Annotated in this window: 20 protein-coding genes and 1 pseudogene; 8 read left to right on the forward strand and 13 right to left on the reverse strand. The window is 43.7% G+C overall.

What is annotated here, in order from left to right; all coding sequences use genetic code 11:
* The 6 genes from R7F64_RS20890 to R7F64_RS20915 form a co-directional block, all read left to right on the forward strand.
* On the forward strand, positions 1–3464 hold a 3464-nt coding region (locus tag R7F64_RS20890; protein WP_318072056.1), incomplete at its 5' end, for a VPA1269 family protein.
* The gene (gene gmtX / locus R7F64_RS20895; RefSeq protein WP_140274682.1) at positions 3451–4110 is read left to right on the forward strand and encodes a gamma-mobile-trio protein GmtX; all 660 of its coding nucleotides are present in this window, start codon (positions 3451–3453) and stop codon (positions 4108–4110) included. The genes R7F64_RS20890 and gmtX, both read left to right, overlap by 14 nt.
* The gene (locus tag R7F64_RS20900) at positions 4110–4547 is read left to right on the forward strand and encodes a VPA1267 family protein (protein ID WP_025558745.1); all 438 of its coding nucleotides are present in this window, start codon (positions 4110–4112) and stop codon (positions 4545–4547) included. Before gmtX ends, R7F64_RS20900 begins: the two co-directional genes overlap by 1 nt.
* Positions 4544–6673, forward strand: a complete 2130-nt coding sequence (locus R7F64_RS20905; protein ID WP_318072057.1) for an AAA family ATPase — start codon at positions 4544–4546, stop codon at positions 6671–6673. The genes R7F64_RS20900 and R7F64_RS20905 overlap by 4 nt, the downstream gene beginning before the upstream one ends.
* 382 nt (positions 6674–7055) lie before the next feature.
* On the forward strand, positions 7056–7544 hold the full coding sequence (locus tag R7F64_RS20910) for a hypothetical protein (protein WP_318072058.1): 489 nt from the start codon (positions 7056–7058) through the stop codon (positions 7542–7544).
* A 649-nt stretch (positions 7545–8193) separates the two neighbouring features.
* Complete coding sequence (locus R7F64_RS20915) at positions 8194–8487, forward strand: hypothetical protein (protein ID WP_318072059.1); 294 nt, start codon at positions 8194–8196, stop codon at positions 8485–8487.
* Positions 8488–8790: 303 nt separating this feature from the next.
* Here R7F64_RS20915 and R7F64_RS20920 read toward each other — a convergent pair whose 3' ends face one another.
* From R7F64_RS20920 to R7F64_RS20930, 3 genes are all read right to left on the reverse strand, one after another.
* Positions 8791–9912, reverse strand: a complete 1122-nt coding sequence (locus R7F64_RS20920; protein ID WP_182101335.1) for a hypothetical protein — start codon at positions 9910–9912, stop codon at positions 8791–8793.
* A complete protein-coding gene (locus tag R7F64_RS20925; RefSeq protein WP_259346076.1) occupies positions 9905–10531 on the reverse strand; it encodes a hypothetical protein in 627 nt (208 codons plus the stop codon). Before R7F64_RS20925 ends, R7F64_RS20920 begins: the two co-directional genes overlap by 8 nt.
* A 653-nt stretch (positions 10532–11184) precedes the next feature.
* Entirely contained in the window at positions 11185–11352 is a 168-nt protein-coding gene (locus R7F64_RS20930; protein WP_154218569.1) for a hypothetical protein, read from the reverse strand.
* 683 nt (positions 11353–12035) lie between these two features.
* On the opposite strand from R7F64_RS20930, the gene R7F64_RS20935 reads away from it, so the two are divergent.
* Positions 12036–12641 (forward strand): YhgN family NAAT transporter, encoded by a 606-nt coding sequence (locus R7F64_RS20935; protein ID WP_025558739.1) that lies wholly within the window; start codon positions 12036–12038, stop codon positions 12639–12641.
* 148 nt (positions 12642–12789) lie between these two features.
* Here R7F64_RS20935 and R7F64_RS20940 read toward each other — a convergent pair.
* The 4 genes and pseudogenes from R7F64_RS20940 to R7F64_RS20955 form a co-directional block, all read right to left on the reverse strand.
* Positions 12790–13035: pseudogene (locus tag R7F64_RS20940) on the reverse strand (MarC family protein); the annotation flags it as partial.
* 107 nt (positions 13036–13142) lie between these two features.
* Positions 13143–13364, reverse strand: a complete 222-nt coding sequence (locus tag R7F64_RS20945; RefSeq protein ID WP_005378711.1) for a YecH family metal-binding protein — start codon at positions 13362–13364, stop codon at positions 13143–13145.
* A 69-nt stretch (positions 13365–13433) separates the two neighbouring features.
* Positions 13434–14054, reverse strand: a complete 621-nt coding sequence (locus R7F64_RS20950; RefSeq protein ID WP_005389670.1) for a lysoplasmalogenase — start codon at positions 14052–14054, stop codon at positions 13434–13436.
* A gap of 1081 nt (positions 14055–15135) precedes the next feature.
* Positions 15136–15504 carry a hypothetical protein gene (locus R7F64_RS20955; RefSeq protein WP_005378717.1) on the reverse strand — a complete coding sequence of 123 codons (369 nt, stop codon included), beginning with the start codon at positions 15502–15504 and terminating at the stop codon, positions 15136–15138.
* A 327-nt stretch (positions 15505–15831) separates the two neighbouring features.
* Here R7F64_RS20955 and R7F64_RS20960 point away from each other — a divergent pair, with 327 nt between their 5' ends.
* Positions 15832–16161, forward strand: a complete 330-nt coding sequence (locus R7F64_RS20960) for a DUF2500 domain-containing protein (RefSeq protein WP_005378719.1) — start codon at positions 15832–15834, stop codon at positions 16159–16161.
* Here the strand turns inward: R7F64_RS20960 and R7F64_RS20965 are convergent.
* The 6 genes from R7F64_RS20965 to R7F64_RS20990 all read right to left on the reverse strand — a co-directional run bounded on the left by R7F64_RS20965 (position 16158) and on the right by R7F64_RS20990 (position 22190).
* Entirely contained in the window at positions 16158–17171 is a 1014-nt protein-coding gene (locus R7F64_RS20965) for an acyltransferase (RefSeq protein ID WP_258669000.1), read from the reverse strand. The two genes, R7F64_RS20960 and R7F64_RS20965, sit on opposite strands and share 4 nt — an antisense overlap.
* 283 nt (positions 17172–17454) lie before the next feature.
* Positions 17455–18672, reverse strand: a complete 1218-nt coding sequence (arsJ, locus tag R7F64_RS20970; protein WP_137282442.1) for an organoarsenical effux MFS transporter ArsJ — start codon at positions 18670–18672, stop codon at positions 17455–17457.
* Between the two features lie 254 nt (positions 18673–18926).
* Complete coding sequence (locus R7F64_RS20975) at positions 18927–19421, reverse strand: cyclin-dependent kinase inhibitor 3 family protein (protein WP_005383629.1); 495 nt, start codon at positions 19419–19421, stop codon at positions 18927–18929.
* 12 nt (positions 19422–19433) lie between these two features.
* Positions 19434–20435, reverse strand: coding sequence for an ArsJ-associated glyceraldehyde-3-phosphate dehydrogenase (locus R7F64_RS20980; protein WP_005383630.1), 1002 nt, complete (start codon positions 20433–20435; stop codon positions 19434–19436).
* 41 nt (positions 20436–20476) lie between these two features.
* Positions 20477–20812, reverse strand: a complete 336-nt coding sequence (locus R7F64_RS20985) for a metalloregulator ArsR/SmtB family transcription factor (RefSeq protein ID WP_005378730.1) — start codon at positions 20810–20812, stop codon at positions 20477–20479.
* Between the two features lie 154 nt (positions 20813–20966).
* Positions 20967–22190, reverse strand: coding sequence for an EAL and HDOD domain-containing protein (locus R7F64_RS20990; protein ID WP_005378731.1), 1224 nt, complete (start codon positions 22188–22190; stop codon positions 20967–20969).
* Positions 22191–22205: the final 15 nt, after the last annotated feature.

A 22205-nucleotide genomic window follows, 5' to 3' on the forward strand; every position in this document is an offset into this window, starting at 1 on the left:
ATAAACTTGGCATCGAGCCTACTTTTAGCTCATACAAACAGCATTACAAGGAAGACCCAAGGCTCCCATCACACCCAGATAGGAACTATGACAGCTTCACCTCATGGCCTGAATTTTTGGGCAAAGAAGCGCCTGTAAAAAAATACGAAACACTGGAAGAAGCCTCGGCTGCTGCGATGGCTCTATTCAATAGACTTGGCATCGAGCCTACTTTTAGCTCATACAAACAGCATTACAAGGAAGACCCAAGGCTCCCTGTAGAGCCAAAAAAAAGTTATAACAACTTCACCTCATATCCTGAGTTCCTCGGCAAAACAAATTGTTACCCTACCGCAAAAGAAGCACTTAATCGTTTTAAGATACTGATTGGTGACGCCGAACCAACAATATTTGCGTATGCTGCAATTTGCTCAATGGACGAAAAACTACCAGTAGATCCAGTTAATAGCTATGGCTTACCTAATTGGTCGTCATTTTTATGTCAGCGGTTTTATAACACATGGCAGGAGGCATCTCAGGCCGCTCGTAGAATTGTGCCTGTGCAGGAGCAGACAAGAACTGGCTATAGCAGGTATTACAAACAAGACCCAGAGCTTCATTCAAATCCTGATAAACATTACCCAGATTTCCCGTGCTGGGATGTGTTCTTTGGCAGAGAGGTTGTAGAAAAATACACTCTAGCGGAAGCCAGAACGTTCTGCCGTGAACGAGAACTGTGGACGCGTACCGAATACACCCAAAACTACAAGAGCAACAAACGCTTACCGTCAAGCCCATCATCTCACTATGGCTTTGATTCATACAAAGATTTTCTTAACTTGCAGTATTGGTCACTGGAAGAAGTGAAGCAATATTGCCAAGAAAAACGAATTTCCAAAATTAGGGAATACAAAGAACACGCTCATCTGCATCCGAAGCTAAAAGTTAATCCAAATCAGATTGATGGCTATAAAAATTCGAAAGACATCCTGTGGGAGCCAGCAACATTCCAGCCTCTTTTAGATCTTGGCATGACTACATGGGTAGAACTTGCCGAAGATTATTGTAGTTCGCTTAAACGCAATGTTGGCGCAACCCAAGCTCGGATTGGGCACTACCTAATACGCTGCGTGCCATTTATCTCTAAAGTTGGTGCCGTGGATATGGTAGCGCCATTTTTTGAGCGTAGGTATGAAGTGCCCTCTATTGAAAACTACATAAACTCGCTGCCTAAAAGCCAACAAAAAAACTCTGAAAAGAACATGATTATTGGCTTCTTGAAGTATGTCTTCGATAAGTCATTTTATATCGAAGATGAAGATACTGGTGAGCGAACCCCTGTCGGCGGCTTTGGTCTGTACCATATCCCTTACTTGAACGTGGATATCGACACTGACACCGATAACAAAACGGGAACCAACAAGCCGGACTTGCCTTATGAATACGTCGTTAAGGCTCGCGAGCATTTGATACCTGAATTTGTAGAGGAAAATGGCAAACAAGTCCGTTGTGAATACTTTAATCAACTGAGTGTTGCTCAAGAGCTTAATAGCGCCGACTGGTATGAAGTTGATGAATCCATCATCGACAAGGATGACCCAAATTGCGTTTGGCGTACACGTGAAAAAACCAAAAAGGTTGAAGGAAAGCGACGCTGCAAGATAACAGTCTATGAAATGTGGTCACCAGTACGTGCTGTGGCGCTTTACTGCCTGCTGAACCTACCCACTCGCGGCCAGCAAATTCTTTGGCTCGACTCTGGAGAAGCCGATGAATTCAAGCTCGTCAATAAAGGTTTCAAATCAATTAATCTGGATGAGAAAATTCAGCTTGTACCCGATTTTGAGTGGGTCAAAAATGATAATCCGCTTGTTGGTATGCAAAAAAAGCCAAACCTAGGCGTATTGCATAAGATGGGTGACGAAATTGGTATGTTCACCAACACGAACAAAACGGGCAAACCATTTGTTTCGTCATACATTCCCACCCGCATTATTCCTTGGATTATCCGTTTAAGAGACTGGCAGTCTAAATACAATCCTTTGAAAGAACCAACACGTTGGATGGATGTTCATTTTTCTAAGAAGCAAAGGCCATCCGACGCTGTGTTAGCCAGACGTGGTACTCAGTGTTTTCTGTTCCGTAACCCAACGAACAGCAACCGCTCAGCGGATGCAGCAAGTTATCAGCCCTACAGTCAGAGCATCTTCGCTAATGCATTAGCCAAAGTCCTGTACGAAATTCAGGATGAATCGTTTCCTTTAGCGGAGAAAGTTAGCTCTCAGTACAATTCAAAATACACCCCTCACTGTATGCGAGTAACCTTGATTACTGCGCTGGTGCTATATGGGGATGTGCCTCTGCACGTTTTGATGAAGGTAGTTGGTCATGCACAAATCATCATGACCATGCATTACACGAAAGTTACGCACGCAGACATTGCTCATAAGGTCGGCGCAGGTGAGAAAAAAGCATTGGAACGGTCACAAGACCGTAAAAATGCCCTGCTTATGGAAGACAAAATCCATAATCACAAAGCCGAATTGCTAATCCCAGACGACTCAGCTCTGCACGACCCTGACTGGCCGAAAGCGTCTATTCAGTTTTTCGATTATGGACTCTGTCCATACGGAGGAACTCGCTGTCATGATGGTGGCGAAGAGCGAGAAGAAACCAAAAAAAACGCCAACCTCACTTACTTTAACCCCGTTCCCGCTGGATACTTAGGGCGTCAAAACTGCTTCCGATGCAGGCATTTTGTCACTGGTGCAGCCTACATTGGTGGTCTGGTCGCCAAAGGCAACGAAATCGCTGAGGCAAGACAGCACGTATTAAACAAGACGCTGGATATTAACGATCAAATCGAAAGACTGGATGAGCAGGTCTACGACTTTGAAGTAAGCGGGAAAGAAGCGCCTGCCGAAGTCAAAATGGAATACAAGCGACTCAACAATCTGCTTGAACAAGAGCAAACTCGTTGTGACATGCTGTCCTGTGACTTCTTGTCAGCATTCCAATTAACCGATAGTGCTATCGAGCTACTGAACAAACCTGTGTCCAATGGCGAGAGAGTACCGATGCTTATGAATACCGATAAGCTCTCGATTAGTGTTGATGAAGTTTCACACCACCAAGCTCTTGCTGAGGTGTGTGAAAACGCAGAAATCTTCATGTCTGCTAATGCCGATAGTGCCCTTCCTCGCCGCAGCCAAATGATGGACAAAATGCTAGAAGCAAACGGCATTCCCCCTCAGTTCTTCAGGCTCAATGAGAAGCAACAGTTGGCACTAGGTAACCACCTAACACAAACCATGCTAGCTCGCCTCGGCGGCTGGGGTGAGCTTAATAATGTCCTTGATGGTAAACGCCCACTGGATGTTCTAGGCCATACCAGTGATTCAGACCTAATTCCGCTATCTGAAGATGTTAAAGCCTTACTAGAAAACGTTAATAAATTAGAGGATCGTTCTCGTGAATACGCCTAATAATCAAATCAAAGTCGCTTATGAGGCGATCTGCGAACAAGCCAAGTCCAACAAGGCTCGAAAGAGCCTTGGGATTATTAATGATATTTGTCTGGAGCAATTGCAATCCGGTGAGATTAATTTCTCTATAGCAAATATCGGGGCGTACTCTGAGATGAAAGGTGGTCCCAGCACGCAGGCTATTCGCAATACGTCTGGGCAACTATATCGGGACTTGATTAACGTCTATGCCGAATCTGTAGCAAAGTCAGTCTCTCCGGCTATTCGAAACAAAGAACACGACTGGGTTAATGGTATCGAAAACCCGACTATACAGTGGTTAGTTCGTGATTTGATAGCTGCGAAGACAGCACTGACAGCAGAGGTAAACCAGCTAAAAAGCGACTTACACAACGCGGAAGTGCCAATTCAGGTGGTCAGTAAAAACGCCCTGAACCCTGAGTTGGATGCTCTGCCTAGCAAGGCCAGCTATACAGATAGTGAGATTAATGCTCTCAGGTCAGCTATCGACCCCAACCACCTAAGGCGCAAAGGACTGAGTATCGGTGAGCGCGGTGAAATTATCGGTTCAGACGGCAAACCTGTTTTTAAACCGGGATTTGTAAAAGCGATTGAAAAGACATTGGACGTTAATGGAGCTGAATAATGGCTAATGGGCAAGAGATAGCGAAGGAAAACATCGAAAAGTTCGAGAGTTGGCGTGCGTCTCTGACTGATGATGATTATCGTGAAATGGAATATCGCGGCAACCTTAAACGAAGTGCAATAGCCAAAGGATGTGGCTTTGCCAAATCCGTATTGCAGCAAAACCCAGCAGTAAAAAAGCTGCTTGGCGAACTTGAGTCAGATCTGCGCGTCCGTGGTGTGCTTCCATCGCTAAATGAGAAAAAGTCTAGCTCTGACAATGAACCACAGGAGTTAGACCAAGCGCAGATTAAGCGCGACAAACAAGGGGTTCACACACGTCGCCTAGAGCAACGAGTCGTCGAACTGGAGGCCGAAAACGCAGAGTTAAAGCGTAAGTTAGAGCGTTTTGATGCTTTGAGCTCAGCATTGGCCGATGTCGGGAGGCTGCCACGATGAAAATCAGCCGCTTCAATATTCGTGTAACTTCGGTCTGGAACACTAAGGATGAAATCATCACTTTCTGTGGTGTACCGCTAAAAGGCTCCAAACGAGCCTCTGCAAAGAAAGTCATTGTAGTTAAGGCCAACATCAAGTTGCTCCCTATGCTGCCCGTCAGAGGCCAGCACTGGCGTATATCGGGCACAAAAACAGAAGGACAGGTGCAACGTGGTGGTTTTATTCAAACTCAAGTGGATGTTCAGGCAACTCGACTGAGGGTAACCATGCCAGAAACTGGCGATAACTTTGTCGAATTTGTAGCTTCGGACAAGGAGTTTGTTGGTGTTGGCGATGTGTACGCAAGGAAACTCTGGGATAAGTTCCAAACTGGTATCTACAAAATCCTCGAATCTGGTGATGTAGAAATGCTGGAAATGGTACTGACCACAAAAACCGCCCAAACGATGGTCGAGGCATGGAAAAAGTACTCCAACTTGAAGCATCTTCACTGGTTTGCTGAACATGCCGTACCACCTAGCATCAGCTCTAACATTATGAAGTATCACGATGAAAGAGCTATTGAGCTGGTAAAAGCGAACCCATATATCCTCCAGTCATTCGGTATGGATTTTAGTGCTGTTGATGAGATGGTGAAAAGCCATTTTCAGATAGCAGAAAGCGACTCCCGCAGGCTGGTTGCGGCAGTTGAGGAGTCACTCTATAGGTTCACCAAGAAGGGGCATACGGTTGCTAGCCACAGTGATCTAAAAACCATCTTAAATCGAGTCCTAGACTGTTCTGAACTGGCTAAACAGGCGATGATGACATCACATGAGAACGGCGACTTTATTCTCGACGACGACGGCAATTACCACCCAACAGCTGCATTGGTGATGGAAAAGGTTGTAGCTCATCGCTTCCTACATCTAGCAGGTCAGAATGAAACATGGGATGGTCGGTTTGATGAGGCTCTTGCACATGGTATGGAAAACCTAGCATTTCCATTGTTAGAGCGGCAGGTTGATGCGGTTTGTTCGAGTCTTTTGAATCCCATTTCAGTGCTCACAGGCGGGGCCGGGACGGGCAAAACCACAGTCCTCCGAGTTATCCTCCGAGCCTATCAAAAACTCGGCTACAAGATTTATCCGATGGCACTCGCAGGCCGTGCAGCTAAGCGCATTAAGGAAGGTACAGGTTTCCACGCTAGCACCATTGCTGGATTCCTGAAAAATGTTGAGATATCGGATGATGAGCAGGCCATTATCGTTATCGATGAAGCGTCCATGGTTGACCTACACACCATGTATCGACTGGTAATGGCTCTGCATTGTAACGTTCGAATATTGCTGGTTGGCGACCCAGCACAGCTGTCACCAATCGGCTATGGCCTTATCCTGCATGATGTTGTTAAGACCTCATCCATTGCCGGAACAGAACTGAATATCGTTAAGCGTCAGAAGGGTTCAACGGGCATCCCTGAGTTCACCCTAGCGGTTCGGAATGGGCAAGCTCCCACATTCACCAGCCCCAATATCAGGTTCCATTTTGCCCAGCCTGAATCGTTGAACCAGAAAATCACAGAACTATATGCTCAAGATCCAAGTAACACTCAGATTGTAGGTGCTACATACAGCGCAAACCATGGCGGCATCAATACTCTGAACAATCTATGTCAGGAACAATGTAACCCGACAGGTGAGCGATTAGAGTTCGATTTGTTTGGTGACCGGATGTATCTAAACATCAGAGTAAATGACCCAATCATTTTCACCGAAAACGAATGGGATAACGATATTCAAAACGGCACCATGGGACGCTTAGTTAGCACTGGCGAGGAGTTTCAGTTCGGTATGGTTGAGCTGGATGATGGGCGTACAGTGGAACTGACAGAATCGCTAATCAACATCGTACAGCCAGCCTATGCTGTGAGCCTACACAAAGCTCAGGGTAGCCAGTTCCCGAGAGTGATCGTGGCACTAACAGGTTCAAGAATGATTGACCGCTCATGGATTTATACAGCCCTGACCCGAGCAGAAACGCACATTGAGATTGTTGGCACCCCACAGCAATTCGAGGATGCAATTCGACGGACTAGCGCAGCAGAGCAGCGTAAAACAACATTACATCGATTGTTGGCTGCATAACATCGCGCAGCGATATAAGGGCGGAAAAGCGGTTCAAGAGGCCGCCAAGCCTAGACCCCGCCCGAAACCCTACACTATTCATGGGGCAAAGTTACATGCGCAGCAATGCGCCCCCTGCCAAGCCCCTACCGACACACAACGCACACAATGTAAAAAGTTGGCTATATAGCCAAATAACGACGTCATTACCCTGCTACAATAGCCTTGTCATTGGATATTGCAGCACATCGCAAGGTGAGTGAATCTTAATAACTGGGGAGTTGCAGCTCCCCAGTTCTACCAAGAAGCTCAAACAGGAAGGTGATGCTGATGAAAAGGTCAGATTATCAAGTATCATTAATCAAATCCTTTGAGCCAATTACCTTGACTTAAGGAGATACTATTGAGAATTCTGTACATTGACCTACATGCGCTCCTGTATTCAATTGACTACTTGAACAAACACGAGGATGTGTTTAATTCGTTTAAGTCGCAAAAGCAATTTTGCTCCACAGACACCTTACTGGGAAATGTTGAACCAGACAGAGCAGGCGCTCAAAAGCTGGCGCAGGCCGCACATGAAGCAAATCTACTTCTATATCCGACAGGTACTTCTTACACTAGAGAGTTGCTAATAAAGCACAGGGTTTTCTTCGATTGGCAACTAGCACCATTTGTAGACTTATCTTGGAAAATGCGACTTGATGACAGCGATCCAGTTCGGCGTATGTTTGCTCATGCTAGTGCTTTGGGTGCGCAGTGGTACGTCTGTGGTGATATAGCGTCTGATGAACGTTTCAAGTCATTTCCGAATCGCTATCTAGTAAGTAAGTTTGATGAAGGTATCAGTGATGCTCTGATATCACAGATAATTGCTACTAAGGCTTGTTGACACACGTTTCGAGATGAGCAAAAAGAGACTGCCGAATGCTGGGAGTCGCCAAACTCCCAGCTCAGCCCAACTGATGCGGCAACATCTTTGGGATTAGTGACACGGTTATTGTAGCCACTTAATATTAGGTATGTTTCTCTTAACTCTCAAGTACTTCTTCTTTACCTTCTTTCGAAGTAACAATTTTTGCCACCGCTACAAGTCGACGTGTTACAGCTGAAATGTATAACCAGCCCTCTGTTTTATGTTCACATACGCCATTCATCAACTAAGTGAGTAGCGCCCATAAAAAAGCTCTGTTGTACTTACATATTGCTGGCTTACTGATGCTATGAAGGTGTAGATCGTTTTGGCTTTAAAACGTGTCCGAGGGCATGGATAGTCGAACCAAACCTCTTCACTAAGCTAACGGATGTTAGGCTAACGTTCGTTAGCTTAGTAACTTCATGTAACTCAAAAGTGCCCCATTCTTCGTTAGAGCAGATACTCCACACTGGTAGCTGACTCTCCTTTTCCCGTACTTTTGCTAATGGCATAACGTCTGGTTGAGTGATCTGTAGGTGACGGGGTTACGCAGAGGCGACGAGCTAATGGTGTGGTGGTGTGACCGTTTGGTAGTAACTATCACGATGCTAGGGAAATGGCTCAAATGCTTGGCAAGCGTGGTGTTGTATTGAAGACAATGAACAAAGAGTTAGTGATTAAATACATAGGTAAGGCTACTGAGGACATGCTTGTTGGTGGGCAGTTGACGTTACTAGCGCGCGTTGCTAGTGCTCAAGCTGGTCGTGATAAGAAAAGTTTCAAGATCGCTGAAAAGCTAGGTTGTGGGGTGTTAGTTAGTGCAGCGTGTAAAGAAGACGGTGGGATAATGCTAGGGACTCCATTCCCTACAGGTTGTGGATTAGTCCAAGTTATTGTCTTTGCTTGGGTCTGGGTTTGATACTGGAGTTTTAACACCTTTGATTTCTCTTACGTGGTACTTGGAATATTCACCACTCTCAATCTTCTTAACGAACTGACTTCTAGTCATGCTTTCGCCAGTGTAATTGTCACGAAACTTGGTATTTCTTCCGCTACTAGATTCTTGAGTAGTAGTTACACGCTTTCTTCCCATAATGTCACCTCTGGGTTGTTAATGTGATTTGCAAAATGCCTGTACATTCTACCAGCATTTAAGCGTGTTGTGTAATTTTTGCTCAATAAGATAGGGAGGCTTAATCACCTCCCTTTTTATATTTGGGGCTTATGGCTTCTTGTATTTTGCCAGTAACTCATTCTTACGGGTTTCAATCTCTCTCATGATGATTGACTGGACGTCATGAATAACAGATGGTGGTGCGCCTTTGAGCTTTAGATTGACAAAGTTGATGCACAACTCTGGGTTAATCAACTTCCTTTTGTTGTAGTCACTAAACTCGTAAGAGACCCTGCATTCACCCGAATAGGATTTATGGTCAATAGTGTAAGTGGCGACTACCTTAGTCGCTTTAATGTAAGGGTGAATGTGCTTCCACTTCACCGTAATAATCTTTTCTAAATCACCTGATACACGGAGTCTGTTGATGTCCTTCTCAAGAAGGTTGGTATCCTGTTTGAGGTGTTTTGTGTCCAAATCCTTATCTGGGGTGAAGCTGAAATCATCAATCTTCGTGTGGTAGAAGTCGTAGCCAGTGTGCTGAGAAGCAAGAGAGTTCAAGAAATTAATCCTGTTCTCGTTAGTAAAGTCATCGAAGAGAACTCGACCGCCTTGCTTTGGCTCGTCAATCACACCATCTTCAATAAGGGACTTTTCTACGATAGAGATGACTTTATCCGCTACTTCTTTAGTTTCAGGTGATGAGTGATTCAATTTAACACTCATGCTTATGGCTTTGTTGTCATCTGAGCTTTTCTTGATTTCAACCGAACCCTTGAAGAACTTCTCTGATTCATACCAATCATCAAGGATGTCCTTACGGCAGACCTCGAAATCAAGTATGAGGGAGTTAGAACTTGTTCCGTCTAGGGATGTGAAGTCATTAAAGTCGGAAATCTGATAATTTACGTAATCATTGGATTGAAGGTCATCGGTATCCATTAGCCCACTTACCAAATCAAGAAGGTCACTATCTTGCTTAACCTCATAGCTACGAAAGTTGACCTTATCTAGCTTCTCTTTGGTCTTGATACCGTTTAGTAACTCGTATGATTCTGCTGGACTAAGTAGTGACTTAATCAAGTTTGGCACAGTGTTGACCTTCTCAGAGGATGAACAGAATACACCACGTTCTCGCAGAATGTCATTGATTGTCGGAGCGGTACACTTGGTTTGGCTAACTAAGCCTTTCAGGTTCTCACCCCACGGTATGAAATTGGTGTCAGCCATTAACTTCACTCCTAAAGTTCTTGTTGTAGCTTCCAACGAATAGCTCGATTTCTGCTTCTGACTCAGAGGACATTTTGACCTCATCACGGATAGGGTCATGCTCTAGTGCGTTGTAGTTTTGGAAATAGATTTCATAATGGTTGGCAAACTCAGCACACAACTTACGTGCAAGTTTGTAGACCAGCACTAGAGATTCTTGTGTGAATGCAAAATCACATAGCATTACGAACTTCTTGCCTGAATCGGTTGATACAGATAGAGGAATGATTGGTGATGTGATGTACTCGACAGGCATTATCGGCGAGTGGTTTGTCTGGTTATCTGCTGCTACATTTAGTGATGTCGTTAAACAGAAGAACTCATAGGACGAGTATTTATTATTGATGAAATTCAGTGATTCATACAGGAAGTCCGCTCTTGCATTGTCAATCACATGGATGGTATTGAACTTCAAATCACCACCAATTCGACGCTTGGCTATGTCCTGCTTGATGTCGTCTTTTGTCCCACTGTTATCATTATTGATGTAAAATAGAACACCTACATCGTCCTTGCGAGAGCTGCCTTTGAACCCCTTGGTTAAATCTCTTTTAAGACGAGACTTGCCATAGCATTCCACGGTATGGGCTATGTCCCTGAAATGTGAACCAAAAGTTGTACTAACCTTATCATAAGGTTTAGACGAGTATTTTGTTGAAACCACTACACTTACGAGTGATTGCTTCTGCAATGGTGAATTATAGATAAAAAGCGAGTCAATCCCGTGGGTCTTTTTATTATGAGCAGGAGTACAACAAGGTAACTCCTTGTTTTTGCACATGTTTTTCCACCTGAATAAGGTAAGGAAGTCATTGACAATCCCTTCGCCTACTTCACCAACATACTTTGAAAACTCACCCATAACATTACGCATCTTTGAACAATAGTCACATTATTCTATTTTATTTCAATGTATTAGACTATTGACCTGAGTTAATTATGTGATGGTAATTCGTAAGGTTGTTGCGGATAGAGAGAAAGAAGAAAATAAGCCCTTTTACCCTCTACCAACCAGAATGATCTGCACCAGCAAGTTTGGACACGTCGTTAAGCGACATTTTGATTTTCAAAATTAGATAGAGCTTAGTTCAGTGGATGAGTGAATTTGGCCATCAGATTAGAGTATTTTCAATACCGCTGTTAATCCGTTAAATGCTAAATTAGCAAAGCCTCCACCAAGGTATTGTCCTGATGTGTGCTTGATCCGATCACGGCAAACACACCTTTGCCTCGTTATGAGATAGAGGGCTCATCTATAGTGTTTTTATCTAGTTGCCGCTCTAAGATGTTTCGTATTTTTGAAAGTTCTGCGTACCCCACGTCACCGCAAAAACCGCTCATCTCTGTTTTTATTAGATGCAATAATATTTGCACTTGCTCATCTGTCAGTTCCAGTTCCATTTTTGACTCCTTGCAGTACCAATAGCGTTGCTCATCATTCTAACAATCCTCGTTTTCGGATAACAACGAATGAAATGCTCTAACCGAGCTCAGGTTTGTCCAGATACGTTTTACTATCAATGATGTAGTCCATGTGCGATCTTTCCTATGTTCACGAAAAGCGCAACACCCCCTCAACGAAATATGGACTAACTGAGATTAGCATTCACTATCACTGATGATCGGGATTTGCATTAAACCAGATCGGGATTTGCATTAAAGTAGCTCCCAGATCAGGATTTGCATTAAACCAGATCAGGATTTGCATTAGCAGTCGAACTTAGTGAGTGGAATGAAATTTATATATCAAACGCGCAAATGTCTACTCTTGAGTTAGTGGCAGCCTTATCAACCACTTAGAACCTACGTTCGCGAAAAATACTCTAAAGATCAATCTCTACAACGATATGTCCAAAAACGTGTCACGCCACCCGTTCATCTACCCCCTATGGTTCTAGTAAATGGTACTTTTCATGGCGTTGTTACCAACAATACGTAACTATAACAGAGCCATAAAAGCCCAGAACCTAACAAATATCCGCACATTTAGATCAATACAAAATTAACCTAAAGCAGGTAAAAGTGACCATCTTGATGGTGTATAGTGGCGACTTTCTCGACCCTGTTAATTTGAGTGCTGTTCTATGGATACAATTTCCGCTGCTGTCATGCTTTTTTTGATTATGGACCCAATGGGAAATCTACCTGTTTTCTCATCGATTCTTCGTCATATTGAGAAGAAAAGGCGTCGTATTGTTCTTGCTAGAGAACTATTTATTGCACTCGCAATTATGTTGTTGTTTTTGTATGCCGGAGAGTCAATCCTGAACTTTCTGTCACTACAACGTGAAGCTATCTCTATTGCTGGTTCGATCATTCTGTTCTTAATATCGCTTAAGATGATATTTCCGTCTCATGACACAAACAGTCACACTGCGGCAGGTGATGAACCATTTATTGTGCCGCTTGCTATCCCTATGCTTGCTGGCCCATCTTTACTAGCTACCCTGATTTTATTTGCGCATCAAGACACAAGCCGAATGCTGGACTGGACAATAGCGGTAGTTTTAGCGTGGGGAGCCTCAGCCGTTATTTTAATGTTTGGTGAAGTGTTCGATCGGTTAGTCGGAGAACGAGGCCTGAAGGCCGTAGAACGATTGATGGGAATGTTGCTATTGATGATTGCGGTACAGATGTTCTTGAATGGTATCCATAGCTATTTAGATCATATTAGAGCGATTACGCCATAAGGGGTTCGGAGAAACTGTTTTTCTGGTGAGCAGAAATATTATGACAAAATGTTATGTATAACATTTTTGATTTACCCACCAATCCCTTTACATTCCTGCTCACCCACTCACTCACTCGGTAGATTATTATAGTTTTAGGGGTAGCTCTAATTATGAAGAGAATAATGCCACCAGAAATGCTGAGCGTTTCTGGCTGGACATGCAAAAAACTTAAGATGCTTTGTCCTGCAAACAGAAACAGCATCAAAATCAGTAAGGCAAACAGTAGTTCACGAATCAATACCTTACGACGACGCTTGGGATCGATATGTTTGAGAATAGACAACACAATCGGCAAGTTACCGAGAGGGTCCATGATTAGAAACAGCATGGTCGCTGCAGAAAGAATGTCCATATTCTGGCCTCACCTAAAAAATGGCGGCCAGTGTATAGCAAACTGACAACATGAGTATATGACTGAGGGCGAAAACACCATATTCACCCTCGATCTTAGCCGCCGTTTTAGTGATTACAAACTCGCGCCATATTGACCACAAACTTACCTTCAAGCTCACGAATTTTGTCGCGCTTGAGCAAAAATGCTAGTAATGCATCTAAGTCTAGATCATTCAGTTTACAGGTGTGAAAGCGAACGCTAGCGCCAAAGTGCTGTGTGAGGGCTTCGCGATCCATTGGCGTTTCTCTAAGTAGGTTTAGCAGCTCGTGAGCATGGATTTCACTCATTATTGACTCCAGTTATTAAGAACAATGCGTTCAGTTTACTGAAATCCTCAAGAGCTGCTTTGACTTAAATTAGTAAATGATTGAGGCAACAATGAGGGCATGAGCAAAAAAGTAACTGCCACTCACCCACAAATAGGCGTGTTTCATCGGTTTTCGATAACCGTGTATCGCGTATGCCAGCGCCGAATAGATCAGAACTAAGGTTCCGCTAAAGCCGATAGCATTGGCGTAACTCGGCACTTGTAACCAAACTTCACCGGCAGCCCAAGCAAGTTGAACCAGCATCATCCCCATGATCACAACGGGGAATACCAGAGAGTCGAGTTGAGGTAGCAACAAAAAGAACGCTACGATACTCGCTGCAAGCAGCAGGGCCAACAGCCACCAGACAATCTCACCATTAAGCTGCACCCAAAATGACTTGCTGTAGCATACCTGGGCAACCAGATAAGCCGTAAAATAGATTAGCTTACGAGTTTTAAACGAGTGCAGCGTATCTGCCACCATAGACACAATAAGCCCACCCGCAATCCAGTAGGTATATGTTGCGGATGCACCTTGAGTTAACACCAACACAAGAAGAAGTAGCAGAGTAAAGATTTTAAACACGAGGGATTGTGTCGGGTTAGCTTGCTTTGCTCCCAACACGGAATACACACCTGATAGCCCTATCGCCAGCCAACTCCACATGCAGTATACACCTTTTACTTAAACTCGCCGCTAGTCTAGGTAGACCAGTTTTGATGTAAAGACACAATCTACGAAAGTTGGATCTCGCTAGCGATTCGAAACATTTTGTAACCCTCAGCCTACGTAATAATAAAGCCGATGAGCCTGAATGATGCCACTAAACATTGGGGCCAAGCTTTGCTCATCAGCCGAACCCATCAAATCACACGACACAATAACCAACGCTTTCTAAAACTATTTAACTGAAAAACAGATAAGTGCTCCAGGTAAGCCGCCATTTCACAAACTGACGATTAAACCACCAGGATGTATGTAATGCAGGCAACAAGAATAAATAACAGACACAAAATAGAAAATAGTCTTAGTAGCGCTCTAAGAGAGGAGAAACCACTGATGACTAGGGGTAAAAACTAAGAAAACCGACCTTAATTCAGTAAAAAAAACATCAGACAATAAAAGTAAGTCAATGATAAATAAAACCATAATTTCAATAACAGATAAAAGTGCGGACTTCATAAACCATAAAATCACTAAACACTTTTGAAGCCCATATTTTCTCATAAGATAAGAAAATCTCACTCCATGCTTTCGATTTGACGATGCAACCTCATAGCACATTTTTTAATTTTCTCAATTTTTGAGAAATACAGACAAAATAAACACCCAACATACCATTCGAAACAAAAAACAATTACAAAGCCAACATCACAAACCATTTAACATTATAAAATCATATACTTAAAACAAAAAAGGATAGAAATAAAACAATGTGAACACTTTAAATACAGCACAAAAAACATAGTTTCATTAGTCAGAATCACGTAAAACCAGACAAGTTAAGTGTGGTTTTTGAAAAGATTAACGAGCATATGTTGATCAAACCCCAAAAACAGTGCTATATTAAATTCATCGAGTTCATCAAAGATTAAGGGGTAGTGTTATGATTTCATCTTCTCAAAAACAAGGGCTGGTTATGATTGCAGTGGTTGTGGGTTTAATGACACTGCCAATGATGTACTAACCCAATGATTTAAAATAAAAAAGGACGCAAATGCGTCCTTTTTTATTTATCTGTATAGCTCTACTGAATGTGCTTAGACAAAATATCCCAGTGCATATAGTAGAAACCAAGAGCGGCCAGCGTAATCAACGTCATTAGCAAAATTGCTGTACGCCAAATAAAGCGAGAGCTTCTTGGTGTCAGCTCTTTTTCACAAGCATCACATGCCGCCATAAAGCCTTTACGATCATCCAGCTTGTAATCGTCTTCGTGCACCACTTTGTTACGCACGGTTGCGATGAATCGAAGCTTTGCTATCACGTCATGCGGTAAACGTTCTTCACAACTATTAATAAGTTGGTGCAACCCTTTCCCTTCTGCATGGTACTGAGTACGCAAAAGTTTTTCGATCGTTCGGGTACGCATGACTACTTTTTCAATATCTGACATCGTAACCCTCCTTACCAGACCCTTCCTATGTTCATTATTTTTATTCTTCTATAAATTTAGAGCTTTTTCGAGCCGTTAAGTGCAATTTTACTTTCAATTTGTGCCCTTGAGCTCATATAGCCTAACAAGTGAAAGCCGCTTCGTTCAGCTTTAGTGACTTCGCTTGCAGATGAAGCGACGATTTCATCGTGCATCATTAAGATAAATCGTGAAGTGCGCCGAATAATCTCCATATCCCTTTCATTAGATTATGAATAAGTTACCTCAACTCATCGTTTCGTCAGCGAGTTCTGTAGAATGGGACCCGATAAAACATTGGAGGTTAATATGCCAATCTCACTTATTTTCGCCCTATTCGCCCTTATTGCCTTGGGCGCGTGGGTGTTTTTCCGTTTTTATAGTAAGCACTATGTGGGCGAAGACGCTCCAGAGCAAAGCGCGCAGGTAACGGTTTTAGATAAACAAGCGATAGACATACCAAACGCACCACCAGGTCAAGACGATCAAGAGTATTGGATTTACGTTCAACGTGGTTCTATCGGTCCAAAGCGTGAATTCCAAATTGGAGTGCATTACTACCATGCACTCAACCCTGGAGATAAGGGAACACTGACCTATCGCGGCAACAAGTTCCTTCACTTCGCTATCAAACGTTAAGGCAGTAACCAACGAGTCTTGGCAGAACGAGAAAAGAGATAGCTCATCGCCAAGGCTCCAGATCCACTTAGAACGATCCAGACTGGAATCACCCAAGCAGGATGTCCTGTGTACCAACCGAACTCTTTCATCGGCCATAAGAAAATAGGGTGAAGTAAGTAAATCCCCAAGCTGTGCTGACTGATCACACTGACCGCTTTTTGTACTTTTGGTGATAAGCCTTCACCAAAGTAACGCCCGATCATAAAAATCATCGAAGCCGCTAGAATCACATTCAGTGTTTTATAAGAGAGCCAGCGCCCAACCGTATACTTCTCCGCCTCTAAGCTATTTGTCACAACCATCGTAAAGGTCACTGCCAACGCCACGAGTCCTAGCCCAACAAATAAGGTCACCATAGAGCGATTCAAAGGTACCTTTTGAAATAAAGCATACCCCAGTGGAAGGTAACCCATATAAAGCCACATCTGATTACTCCAAGGGCCATCAATCTTGAACAAGAACAGAGTGCTGGTGAAAAGCCAAAATGCGAGATAGGTATACAAGACGTTGTCATCCACGTTGCGTACCATCCATTGAAACAGCGGAATCACAAAATACAGTGGTATAAAGTAATAGAAAAAGCCGAGATGGTAATACGTTGCGTGGAATGGGCTATTGCTTAATACCTCTTTTACGGTTTCAAAATCAAAGCCTTGAGAAGTCCAGCCTGAAAGGTATGCATAAAACATCGACCAAATAAGAAATGGAACTAAAACTTTGCCCAAACGCCTTTTGATATAATACTTACCGTCAAATGGTCGAGTGTCACTGAGCATTAGCGCTCCGGTGATCAAAATAAAAACTGGCACTGCCCAGCGGGTTACGCTATTCACGCCTACCGCTGTCAGCCATTGGTCAAATGGAATCACTCCTAACTCATTTCGATACGGTGCCAAGACGTGAATGGCGATCACTGCTACCGCTGCGAAGCAGCGCAATAAATCAAAAAACAGAACCCTTTCTCTCATACCTTTCCCTACTTTGAGTCGCTTATCGTTTATAGCATAGGGTAAATCTCAACCAGTGAAATAGTTAACAATCTGTTTTTGCTTATTTTTAACTCAACAATGACCTACAACGGGGATTTCATCACCACTCTAATCACTTAACGAGAACCAAAAACCAAGCATCAGTATTCACTCTCGATGCCAAACCGAAACAATCTGATTACAGCAAACGGCGCATAAGAAACAAAAATGGCTCCGATTTGGAGCCATTTATACCATCTACAGATAGCGATACTGGGGGTAGTTACGCAGTAGCAACATTAGCTTTTGGCAACTTAATTGAAATCAGCGTCGTCAGTGCCAAGAAAGCAAAAGAAACCCATAAGCACGCTGCAAGACCAGCCTCTTGGTAGATCCAACCCGATAATACCGTGCCAATCAAACGTCCCATCGCATTGGCCATGTAGTAAAAACCGACATCCAACGAGACGCCATCGCCTTTAGCGTAGCTCACTATCAAGTACGAGTGCAGCGAAGAGTTAATGGCAAACACAGCGCCAAAAATCATCAAACCTACCACAATCACCAATTCAGGCTGCCAACCGATTTGCACACCATAAGCAATACCAGCCGTAATTAACGCAAGAATTCCTGCCCATACTAATGCTGCACTACCATCAGGCACGCGACCTTGCGCTTTTCCAGTAATACGCGGCGCAAAGCCTTGCACAAACCCATAAGCAATGACCCACGTAGCGAGAAAGCTACCAACCCACAAGTGATCCCAGCCAAACACGCTACCAAGATAAATAGGCAAAGCAACGACAAACCACACATCACGCGCCCCAAACAAGAACATGCGTGCTGCGGATAAAATGTTTATCGATTCAGACTTGGAGAATATTTGGCGAAACTTAGGTTTACTCTTTGCTTTACCCATGTCCGCTTCTAGCCAGATCATGCTGCAAACAAACACTAATGTAAGTACACCCGCCATAATAAACATCGAGTTTTGAAAACCCACCCAAGACAGCAGCAAGCCACCAACAAAAAAGCCCGCTCCTTTGAGTGCATTCTTCGAGCCAGTCAAAATCGCTACCCATTTGTAGAGCGCACCTTGCTGTTCGTCTGGTACTAGCGTTTTAATCGCGCTCTTAGCACTCATTTTGTTCAGATCTTTGGCAATCCCCGACAGAGCTTGCGCTGCCATCACCCAAGGAATGGTCAGCCATGCATTTGGTACTGCGAGCATCAGCAACGCAAACACTTGCATCGCTAAACCAATGTTCATGGTTTTATTTAGGCCTAACCTTGCGCCCAACCAACCACCAACCAGGTTTGTCACCACACCAAAAAATTCATAGAAAAGAAACAGTGAGGCAATAGCTAACGTGGAATAACCTAAGTCATGAAAATAGAGCACCACCAGCATACGCAGTGCGCCATCGGTCACCGTAAAGTTCCAATAGTTAAACGTCACTAACATGTACTGACGAATACTTTTGCTTAATTGAGAAATCATATTGACCTCATATGTACAGCGATAGAAGCATTTAGATCATCATGTTCTAAATACTTCCTAACCTGTACAGCAACATTGACCAATATAATGTTGCTGTGATTTTCCAAAAATGCCCCAACATCAATAAAAAGCAAAATACACCTTAAAAACAATGCATTAGTTAATATTAATGGCATTTTTTGTAAACAGTCGTATCCTGAAGAAGCTCGAATTTAGCTTTTGGATCATGATGAACCAAAAGCTATTTAAGCTGATCAAGCGTCTTGAGCCACGCGTTCGATGTACTCAACTTGCACAGGTTTTGTAAATGCACCAGGGCGCAATGCCTGCACTTCTCGCACGATATCTTCTAACTGCCATTCCTTTTCTAGGAGTAGGTGAGCAGCGAACAAACCTGTGCGCCCCGAACCACCCATGCAATGCATCGCAACTTTGCCACCTTGAGCAAGAATCGCGTGCAGTTCCGGACTGGCTTGTTGCCACTTCGTCGCAAACTCTTCATTTGGTGCGCAGTCGTCTTCAATCTCGATCTGGAACCATTTCATTCCCAGTTGCTGAGTGGCTTCACCCAATGCAGAGACATTCTTCGCAGCTAATTCACTATCATCTAATGCAGTAACGACCGCTTGAACACCCTGCTCTTTCAACTGTTCTAACGACGCATGCAAATCGACACCTTTCGTTCCTGGGCACGGTGTTAAGATTAAAGCACCGGAGTCCAAATCTAATTGCCATGTAGGATGAGACATTGTGACCCCCTTTTAAGCCAAACCAACGTTACGAACCAGCTCTGCTGTGCGCGTTGCATAACCCATTTCGTTATCGTACCAAGCGTAAATCTTAACCATACGAGAACCCACAACCATGGTTGATTGCGCATCAACGATGGTTGAACGTTGGTCGCCTTTATAATCGATAGAAACTAAAGGACGCTCTTCGAAGCCAAGGATGCCTTTCAAATCACCTTCAGATGCTTCTTTTAACAGTGCATTCACTTCTTCTGCCGTGGTATCACGCTTCACATCAAAAATGATGTCTGTTAACGATGCGTTTGCTAGAGGTACGCGAACCGCATGACCATTAATTTTGTCTTTTAATTCTGGGAAAATTTCGACAATCGCCTTCGCGCTACCCGTAGTGGTTGGGATAAGGCTCATGCCGCATGCTCTTGCACGGCGTAGATCTTTGTGTGGCGCATCCAAAATAGTTTGCGTATTCGTCAGGTCGTGAATGGTCGTAAAAGAAGATTGTTCGATACCCAATTTCTCATGAATGACTTTAACCACAGGTGCGATACAGTTAGTCGTACACGAAGCCGCTGTCACGATACGATGTTTTTCAGGGTCGAAAATATGGTCGTTCACGCCCACCACAATGTTCGCGATACCTTCTTCTTTCACAGGTGCGCTTACCACGACACGTTTCACGCCTTGCTCTAGGTATTTATTCAGGAATGATGTTTTGCGATGTACGCCTGTCGCTTCAATCACAACATCACAATCAGACCAGTTCACCGCATCGATATCGCGTTGTTGAGTCGTGGCGACACGCTTGCCGTTGATGACGAGCTCACTGCCTTCGACCTGAACTCCATGATGCCAACGACCTTGCACTGAATCGAATTCTAATAAGTGACCAAGCGTAGCGGCGTCACCTGCGACATCGTTGATTAACACAAACTCCAATTCTGGCCAATCAAATGCCGCTCGCAGCGCTAAGCGACCAATTCGGCCAAAGCCATTAATTCCTACTTTAATTGTCATAGTTTACCCTCTAATCTTCTACCTTGAATCTCTATTCGCTGTTAACAGCAAGCCTCACGACTTTTATCGTGTAAGCGTGTGATGTCGTCTTGGTATTCCTGCTTCAAACAGTTTGATGCCACTAAGTCTTCAATTAACTTTCGCATCCAACCTGGTAATTGCTGTGATAACTCGTAATACACCCATTGCCCTTGGCGTTTATCCACCAAGATGCCACTGGATCGTAACTGAGCAAGATGACGAGAAACTTTCGGCTGGCTCTCTTGTAGAGCAAACGCCAAATCGCCAACGCAAGTTTCACCTTCACGGGCCACGAGCATTAAACAACGTACGCGTGTTTCATCGGATAACAGCTTAAAAAACTGATGTGGAAGCATAATGAACATACCTATATATGGATATGCGTATATGTTTATTTAATTAAGATATATCGTCAAGAGGAAACCGTCCATCGTCATAAAAGTTTCACATCTAACGAACAGCTTGATTGTAAAGAGAGAGATTCAAAGAGATAAAAGATAAGACAAGAAATTATGCAGTCGCGATGCTTTGACTCCAGCGAGCCGCTTCACCTAAGGAGAGCTTCACTTCCTCTAAAGGCAACCCCAATTGCATCGTGATTTTTTCAACCCCTGACCAATCGGCACGCTCGTAGCACTCTTCGAGGGAAATAAGTGCACCATAAACCCCTTTGCGATGTAATAGCGCTTGTTGTACTGAATGACTAAGCGGTAACTGCCTAACTAAAGATTCCACCGAAAGATCCAGCAGCGCATCTAGAATCGACAGCAAACCAACCATGAAACCTTGCTCGTTGAGGTGAGAGAATGGCTGATAGCGCGACATCAATTGGCAAAATTGAGCTCGTTGCAATGAAAGGTGATACAGCTCTCGAGGCTTGTTACTGGAGATATACGATGCCACAACCAAAGAGACAAACTGCTTAAGGTTATCCTGGCCAAGATAAATCAATGCCTGACGAAAAGAGCTGATTTCGACAGCCAAATTCGGCGCTTGCGTATTTACAAAACGCAATAATTTATATGACAACGCGACATCTTGCGTAATGATGGACTCGATACGAGTAAAGTCAGGCTCAGGAGCACAAACTTCACGAAACAGTTGCAATGCCAACACTTGCTCAGGACTGACGTATTTAGTCTGCGAGACGAGTGGCTTGCTAAAAAAATAACCTTGGAAAAATTTAAAGCCAGCCGCTTTCGCTTGCTCAAACTCTTCTGCGGTTTCAACACGTTCTGCTAAAAAGTGGTATTTGACGCGTTTGGCAAGGTGTGTTTTGACCAGTTCACAGGCCTTTTCGAGCCCCATCGCCATAATGTCGAGCTTCACAATATGCACATATGGCAAAAAACGACGCCATTCTGGTGTTAGGGTGAAGTCATCCAAAGCGATCAAGTAACCTTCTCGATAAAACTCACGAATCGCATCAAGAAGCTCATCCGTAGGTTGGCACGTTTCCAACACTTCGATGACAATTTTGTTTTTCGGCAAACTGCGCGGCAAACGTCGCACCAAGCTTTGATGAGGAAAGTTAATAAAGCATCTTGAAGAGGCAATCACTGGGTTAGTACCCAGTGATAGGAAGTTTTCGACGATCAGTCGGTATGTCGCTCGATTTGAATCAATATGTGAAGGGTATGCGTTACTCTCCCCGTCTCGAAACAACAATTCATAACCCAGCGTCTGTCTTTTTCGGTTAAAGATCGGCTGGCGAGCGACATACGTTGTATTCATGCTAAAGAAGGACCT

This window comes from Vibrio sp. Vb1980 (assembly GCF_033338615.1).
GTDB classification, from domain to species: Bacteria; Pseudomonadota; Gammaproteobacteria; order Enterobacterales; family Vibrionaceae; genus Vibrio; species Vibrio alginolyticus.